Source organism: Chryseobacterium sp. W4I1, from assembly GCF_030816115.1.
Classification (GTDB): domain Bacteria; phylum Bacteroidota; class Bacteroidia; order Flavobacteriales; family Weeksellaceae; genus Chryseobacterium.
The window spans coordinates 3,504,049-3,512,500 of the sequence record NZ_JAUSXQ010000001.1; the positions used below are offsets into that span (position 1 = coordinate 3,504,049).

The 8,452-nt window shown below is 37.6% G+C and carries 6 protein-coding genes (1 of these 6 cut by a window edge); all 6 read left to right on the forward strand.

The genetic code is table 11. The features are described 5' to 3' along the window. The first annotated feature begins 17 nt into the window (after window positions 1–17). Window positions 18–1,553 carry a SusD/RagB family nutrient-binding outer membrane lipoprotein gene (locus QF044_RS16345; protein ID WP_307269491.1) on the forward strand — a complete coding sequence of 512 codons (1,536 nt, stop codon included), beginning with the start codon at window positions 18–20 and terminating at the stop codon, window positions 1,551–1,553. Window positions 1,554–1,637: 84 nt separating this feature from the next. Beyond that, window positions 1,638–3,980, forward strand: a complete 2,343-nt coding sequence (locus tag QF044_RS16350) for a phosphocholine-specific phospholipase C (RefSeq protein ID WP_307269496.1) — start codon at window positions 1,638–1,640, stop codon at window positions 3,978–3,980. A gap of 222 nt (window positions 3,981–4,202) precedes the next feature. Further along, entirely contained in the window at window positions 4,203–4,781 is a 579-nt protein-coding gene (locus tag QF044_RS16355) for a hypothetical protein (protein ID WP_307269499.1), read from the forward strand. Window positions 4,782–4,879: 98 nt separating this feature from the next. Next, on the forward strand, window positions 4,880–5,680 hold the full coding sequence (locus QF044_RS16360) for a WxL protein host-binding domain-containing protein (protein WP_307269502.1): 801 nt from the start codon (window positions 4,880–4,882) through the stop codon (window positions 5,678–5,680). Next, window positions 5,673–8,429: a hypothetical protein gene (locus tag QF044_RS16365; RefSeq protein ID WP_307269504.1), complete on the forward strand. Its 2,757-nt coding sequence runs from the start codon at window positions 5,673–5,675 to the stop codon at window positions 8,427–8,429. Before QF044_RS16360 ends, QF044_RS16365 begins: the two co-directional genes overlap by 8 nt. Then, window positions 8,426–8,452 carry the 5' portion of a hypothetical protein gene (locus QF044_RS16370; protein ID WP_307269507.1) on the forward strand. 510 nt of this gene lie beyond the right edge of the window, so 27 of the gene's 537 nt are visible here — the first part of the coding sequence; the start codon lies at window positions 8,426–8,428; its stop codon lies off the right edge, out of view. Before QF044_RS16365 ends, QF044_RS16370 begins: the two co-directional genes overlap by 4 nt.

Consider the following 8,452-nt stretch of genomic DNA (forward strand, 5'->3'; position numbering starts at 1 on the left):
TAATAAGCAATCAGGACATGAAAAACAATATCAATTTTATACTAAAATATCAAAGTGGAAAGCCTGCAAAATGGCTGAAAAGTTTCGGCTTGAAGTCCTTTCTTGCAGCCGGACTGTTTATGATGGCTTCCTGCGAGTCTGATCTTGACAAGATCAATGAAAATCCTAATGACCAGGCAAGTGTAGATCCTAAAGTTCTTTTGACATATGTCTCAAAAAACACATTTCAGGTGAATGGCGACAATATGTATGCTTCCAGAATGATGATCGGTACAGACGGGGAAAATGTCTATCAGTATATGAAATGGAACAGTGACTCTTTCGAAGCTTATACAAAAGGTCTTTTGAATATCGGAAAAATGATGGAGGAAGCGGCAAAGATCAATAATAAAAACTACAGTGCCATCGGTAAATTCTACAGAGCTTATTACTTCTTTAATTTAAGTTTAAAATTCGGAAGCATTCCTTATACAGAAGCTGCGAAAGGCGAATCGGGGATTACTCAGCCAAAATATGATACTCAGGAAACGGTAATGGCCGGAATTCTATCAGAACTGAAAGAAGCCAATGATCTGATTAATACCAATGATAAAATTGAAGGTGATATCATCTATAACGGTGATGCTTTAAAATGGAAAAAACTGATCAATTCTTTCCGTTTGAAAATTTTAATAACCATGTCTAAAAAAACGACCCTGGGAAGTTATAATATCGCCAATGAATTCTCTTCTATTGCAGGAAGCCAGCCTTTAATGACATCTATTTCAGATAATGGAGAGCTTAAGTTTGCTGACGCTGCAGACAGCAGATATTCTATGTTCAACAACAGCGGATACGGATCCAGTATGTACATGGCAGATTACTTTATCAATTTGTTTAAAGTAAGACAGGATCCACGTCTTTTTACTTTTGCAGCACAAACTACAGGTGCCAAAGAAGCAGGAAAACCAATAACCGATTTTACGGGATATAATGGTGGAAATCCTATATCTTCTTATTCTGACAACGCAGCTTTGATCACTGCAAAAAATATTTCCAAAGTGAATGACCGTTTTTACAAAGATCCTACCAATGAGCCGTCTTCCGTATTGAGTTATTCCGAACTGGAATTTATACTGGCAGAGGGAGCAGCCCGCGGATGGATCTCAGGATCAGCAAAAATACATTATGACAATGCAATCAAAGGAAGCTTCAGCTTTTACCAGACGTATGTAAAAAATCCGGGGCAATATTTTACAGGATTTGATGTGAATCAATATCTGGCTACCCCATTAGTTGTTTACAGTGATGCAGACCCGCTTCAGACCCGTCTGGAAAAGATCATGACCCAGAAGTATATGACGATGTTCCATCAGAGCCAATGGACGTCATATTATGATTATCTGAGAACAGGGTATCCGAATTATCCTCTGAAGGCAGGAGTCTCTGCACCGTTCAGATTCCGTTATCCACAGGAGGAGTACAACTATAACAGTACCAATCTGAAAGCAGCTCTGGCAGCTCAGTATGGAGGAAATGACAATATCAACTCCAAACCATGGTGGTTGCAGTAAAGGTCTAAATATTTTATATCAAAAACACATCAACCGCAGGAAAATCCAATTAACTTGCGGTTGATTTATTATTAAGATTGAATTATGAACAGAAGAGAATTTTTAGAAAAATCAAGCCTTTTGATGGCAGGGCTGGGAACTTCAAGCGTTCTGCATCCCGCTATTCTGAAAGCACTGACTATTGAGCCTGCCGCACTGTCTACGTTTTATGATGCAGAACATGTGGTAATCCTGATGCAGGAAAACCGTTCATTTGATCATGCTTTCGGAGCATTGAAAGGAGTTCGGGGCTTTTTAGATAAAAGAGCTTTCGTTAAGCAGGACGGACATTCCGTTTTCTTTCAAAAAGATAATTCCGGAAAATATGCATCACCTGCAAGATTGGATCTTAGAAATACCAAATCTACATGGATGAGCTCTCTGCCCCATTCATGGTCTGATCAGCAGAAAGCTTTTAACAAAGGAAAGTATGACCAGTGGCTTCAGTTTAAAGCTTCAGGAAATAAAGATTATAAAAATATTCCGCTCACATTGGGATATTATAACCGGGAAGATCTTCCTTTCTATTATCAGCTGGCGGATGCGTTTACCATATTTGACCAGTATTTCTGCTCCTCAATGACAGGAACTACACCCAACAGACTTTTCCATTGGTCAGGAACATTGAGAGAGCAACAAAACGGAAAGGTAAAAGCGAATGTTTACAATGAAAATATTGATTACGATAAGGCACGGCAGGCACACTGGAAAAGCTTCCCGGAAATCTTAGAAGAGCAGGATGTTTCGTGGAAAATTTATCAGAATGAAATCAGTCTTCCAAAGGGAATGTCCGGTGAGCAGGAAGCTTGGCTGAGCAATTTCACAGACAATCCTATCGAATGGTTCTCAAAATTCAACGTAAAATTTTCAAAAGGCTATTATGAAAATATACCTAAGATCATCACTTATCTGAAACAGGAAATTGAAAAAAATCCTGATCAGAAGAAAAGGTTGGAAAGCCTGATCGCCGAGCTTGAGGAAGACAAAATCCAATATGCTCCTGAAAATTATGCTCAACTTTCACAGCAGGAAAAAAACCTTCATGAAAAAGCATTTACCATCAATATCGCCGATCCTGATTACTGGAATCTGGAAATAGGAAAGGATGAAAATGGGGAGAGACTGGTCGTTCCCAAGGGAGACGTTCTGTTTCAGTTCCGTAAAGATGTAGAAGAGAAAAAACTTCCGCTTGTTTCCTGGCTGGTAGCTCCTGAACATTTCTCTGATCATCCGGGATCACCATGGTATGGAGCGTGGTATATTTCAGAAGTCTTAAATATTCTGACCAAAGATCCTGAAACCTGGAAAAAAACAATCTTTATTATCAATTATGATGAAAATGACGGGTATTTTGATCATGTTCTCCCTTTTGCTCCACCAATGAATCCAAGCCAGCCTGTTGACATGAATGGAAAAGAAGGAGTGGAATATGTTGACAAATCTCAGGAATATATGTCTAATCCTTCATTAAAAGACTATGAAAAAATTGAAGGAACGATTGGCCTAGGGTACAGAGTGCCAATGATCATCGCTTCACCATGGACGAAAGGAGGTTTTGTGAACTCTGAAGTTTCGGATCATACTTCCGTACTTCAATTTTTGGAAAATTTCATTCAGAAAAAATACAGAAAGGATGTAAAGGTTGATAATATCAGCGATTGGAGAAGAGCGGTTTGCGGAGATCTTACTTCTGCATTTAATTCAACCAATACCAAGGCTCCAAAGATGGATTATCTTGATCAGAAGGATTATGCAAAAACAATTAATGCGGCTAAAAGCAAGCCTGTTCCGAATCTGAAGTGGCATGCTGAAAATGAAATCAACAATAGTCTTCTCGAAATTCAGGAAAGGGGAATAAAACCTTCCAATCCTCTTCCCTATCGCTTCCATGTGAATCTGGAAAACGGAAAAATAAGAATGACGAATGTAAATGAAGCCGGAGTTCCTCTGTTAATTTATGACAGAACGCAGTTTGACAACGGACATTATCATTTTTCATATGCTTTATATTCAAAACAGGAACTATCACATCGTCTGAATCCCGGGAAATATGATTATGAAGTTTTCGGTCCGAATGGTTTTTTCCGGAAATTCAGCGGAAACAGTACACCTGAACTAGAAGTTCAGCTGATCAATGGCAGTTCTAAAAGTGAAACGCAACTTATTTTTAAAAAGATAAAGGGAAATGTTTCTGCTACCGTAGAAGATCTTTATGAGAAAAGTAAAAAGACGGTCTCTTTACATCAATCAGAAGAGGCATTTGTACTGGATCTCAGTAAAAACAAAGGCTGGTATGACCTAAAAATTAGTATTGAAGGGCATTTATGGCATTTTGCAGGCCGGATAGAAAACGGGAAAATCTCAGTAACGGACCCACATTGGGCATAATCCTGAGATAACATCAAGATAACTAAAGCCTTACAGGATTCTGTAAGGCTTTTATTATGACTACAGTCATAGTTTACCGGAGTGGTTTTACATAATTTGCATATAGATATTTCATAAATAATGAAATACTGTAATGAAATAAATAATAATATTAAAAAAAGAAGAAATTATCGTTACATCTTACTGATTTTTATCTAAATTCACTTAACTAATTCAAACATCATGAAAAAATTAAAATTAAGTATTGCAGTATGCTTTTTGACTGCTGCATTTTCATCCGGCTTACAAGCGCAGGATACGAATACTGACAATCACACAATTACAATTTCAATCCCTGAAGTTGCACTGGTAGATATTGAACCGGCTGCGACCAAAAACATTACATTGGGATTTACGGCACCTACAGAAGCGGGAAATCCCGTTACACCGACGACATCCAATACTACTCTTTGGCTTAACTATTCTTCTATCAAGTCTGTAGCAGATCCTACACGTAACGTATCTGTAAACGTAAATGCTGTTATTCCGGGAATTGATATTCATGTAACAGCTGCAGCGGCGACAGGTAGTGGCGGAGGAACTTTAGGTACACCAGCTGCTCAACTCACACTAAGCGCAACAGACCAGACCATTATTTCAGGAATTGGCAGTGCCTATACAGGGAACGGAGCCAACAACGGACATAACCTGACCTATGCCTTAGCAGCGGGAAGCGGACCTGGAGGTGTTGCTGCATATGCAGATTTACAAGCAACAGCTAGTACTGTGGCCACTGTTACCTATACGATCTCGGACAACTAGTTCAGACCTTACTTTTAAAATAAGACCAGAAGAAACCGCCAGTCAGTTTCTTCCAGGTTTTATATGATCACCATTTTAATTTTAAACTTTACATAATTATGATAAAGCGCATTATCCTTTTGATATTACTCAATCTGCAATTTACCTTTTTACAGGCAGGTATCGTTATCCTTAACGGCCTTACCCATACTTATAAAGTAGAGAACGGAAAAGTTTATAAAGGAAAAATCGCTATTGAAAATACAGACAACAGCTCTCAAAGTGTAAAATTATTTTTAAAGGATTTTGGTTATCATGCAGATGGCACTATAAACTATACTTCTCTGCATACCAATAACAAAACAAATGGTGACTGGATCAAGCTTAATACAAATCTGGTCACTCTGAAAAGCAAAGAAAAAACAGAAGTATTTTATGAAATCATGGTTCCGGATCAGCTGGCGGATCCCGGCAGCTATTGGAGTGTGATCATTGTAGAGCCGGTAGAAGACATCAAACCAAGTGATGACAAAGCCGGAGTAAATATCACATCTATCGTACGCTATGCCATTCAGGTCATTACTGACTATGAAACGGAAAAAGCAAGACCTGACCTTAAATTTGAAAGTGTAAAAATAGAAAAGGAAGATGGAAAACAGACCGTAAAAATTGCTATTGCCAATACCGGCAATCTGTACTGTAAACCTACAGCCTCACTTGAGATCTATAACCGGAAAACGGGAGAGCGACTCGGAAACTACACGAGTATTGCTATGGGATTGTTACCAGGCACATCGAAATCATTTCATATTGACATCAGCAAAGTTCCTGCAGATAAATACCGGGCTGTCATTATAGCCACGGATGAAGATGAAAATGCTTTTGCCCTCAATGTGGAACTAGAAGTAAAGAATGATTAAAATCTGGACATTATATATCGTTATCATATTATTATTCCCGGTACTTATTTTTTCTCAGCAGCAACCAGATCAATTGGCCAGCAAAAAAGATAGTCTCCTGCCAGGAACATCTACTTCCATTTCCTTTCCGTTAGAAAATATTTCAGCTGAAAACAAGACCTATGACATTACCATAACTGCATCAAGTCCATATATCACTCCTATTTTAAATAATGGGGAATTTATGGTAAATGCTTATGAAAAAACAGTCTATATTGCTCCCATCCGTATTTCGGCAGAAGCAACACAGGGTATCTATTCCGTAGTTCTGCAAGGAAGAGATCGGCAGGATGGAACTCAGTTCACAAGAACTTCTCAGGTGACTATTGCCGGAACCAGAAAACTTACTCTTTCTGCATTAAACGCTCCTGAATTTATCCGGGCAGGTGAAACAATTCGGGCTTCTTTTCTTTTAAAAAATAATGGAAATGTAACAGAAAGCTTGATTCTTGAAAGCAGAAATGCAGTAGTAGACCATAATTTCTCAATAACACTAGCACCTGCAGAATCCAAAGTAATCAATATTTATAAAGTGACTAAAGCTGATCTTGCCCAAAATGAATTTCAGAATCTTAATCTGTCTGTTTATTCAAAGGATAATCCTACAGAAAATCAAACAGCGTATGTAAGTGTAAAGATAATATCTGTAAAACCTACGGAAGATGATATCTACCACAGGCTTCCTGTTTCAGCTTCGCTGTCTTTTATAGGAATGAAAAATATGGGTATTTACCACGATGGATTTCAGGGTGAAATTTATGGTAAGGGAACTTTAGACAAAGAGAATAAAAACCAGGTTGAATTTCATGCAGTATCAGCCAATCCTGTTGAATTCAATTCTTTTACTCAATATGAAGAATATTTTATTAATTATAGAAGAGATCAATTTTTCGTGCATCTTGGGGATAAGACTTATTCTGCTTCTTACTTAACAGAATTTGCAAGGTACGGGCGTGGAGCGGAGGTCCGTTACGACTTCAATAAAATAAGCCTGGGAGGATTTTATAATCATCCGAGGTTTTTTCGTGACATCAAGGATGAATTTAATATTTATTCAACTTTTAAAATAAGGAAAGAATCAGAAATCACAGCAGGTTATCTTTATAAAATACCAAGACAAGGTGAAATGAATTTTGGAAATATCCGGTTGGATTCTGAGGCTCATTTACCTTATACTGCCGGAAAATTTAAGATCTCAAAAAATATAACCGTTTCGGGGGAGGCCGCCTACAGCAAGACTGAACAGTTGAGTGGAACTGCTTATATGGCGCAGGCACAGGCCAATTTTGAAAGATTTGACGGAAATATTATGTATATGAGAGCCAGCCCTGAATTCGCTGGTTATTTCACCAATACCAGTACTTTTAACGGAAATCTTCAATACAGGATTTCCAAAAAAATCAGTGTATTTGCAAACTACATCCAGGATGCGAAGAACTTTCAGAGAGATACTTTATTTCTGGCTGCTCCTTACAGAAGATTTTTGCAGTACGGTATCCAGTATAAATACCTGCCAAATGGTTTTGTAATGCTTTATAATGGATTTCAAAAGTATCAGGATCGTCTGGAACCGAAGCAGTTTGATTATTACGAAAAATATTTAAAAATAAGCATCAATCAGAATATAGGAATGTTTCAGTTGAATCTTGACGGGCAGTTTGGAAAAACGAATAATTATCTGAGTGGATTTAAAGGAAACTCAAGTTTTTATACTGCGAATGTAGCATTTGAAAAATTCAGAACATCATTCAATGTGTATGCAAGCTATGCGATCTCTTCAAGGTATCAGCTGCAAAACGAAAGACAAATTTATTACGGAGCCCGGATCTTCAGCCGGTTTTCAGATAAAATGAGTTTAAGTGTATTTTACCAGAACAATTATATGCCTGAGGAATATTTCAGGGACAGGAACCTATTTGAACTTTTATTTCACCGGGAGCTGTTTCCCGGCAACGAACTTGATGTTTCAGGAAGGTATTCTTTACAGCGCGGTGAATTGGGAAATAAGGATTTTATATTTTCATTACGCTATACTTTAAGGCTAAATGTTCCTGTACAAAAGACAGCTGAGTATACAAGTTTATCAGGAAACATCAGTAATCTGGGTGTAAAAAGGATAGATGGTATCCGATTAATGATGGGCAGCTATTTGTCGGTTACAGACAAAGAGGGTAATTATATTTTTAAAAACATTATCCCGGGCGAATATTTTCTTGAAATAGACCGCTCTACAACAGAAATTAATGATATTACAAATATTTCATTACCTGCTTTAGTACATCTTAAAGATAAAGAAAACATATTTAATTTTGGGTTAACGACTGCCTCTACGATCAAAGGAAGCATTGAGCTTGTTGAAAATGACAGTAAGGACCAATACAACTTTGCACAGTTTCAGCCTAAAGCAGAAAAAAATAAAAGACAGAGCATCATTATAGAATCTTCTAATGGAGAGCAGACTTACAGGAAGATTGTTTTTATAGGAGAAAGTTTTGATTTCACTTATCTACGTCCCGGTGAGTGGAAAGTGAAGCTTTATAGAAACGGTCTCGACAAACGTTATAAGATTGTTGTAGACACCTTCCAATATGTTCTCAAGCCTGGGGAAACTCAGAATATAGCAGTTCATATTGTAAAACATCAAAGCGAGGTAAAATATCAGCAGGAAATGATCAAGGTGGGGTATAACGAAATAAAAAAGAAGAAATGAATTTGACCGTCCGTATACAATGC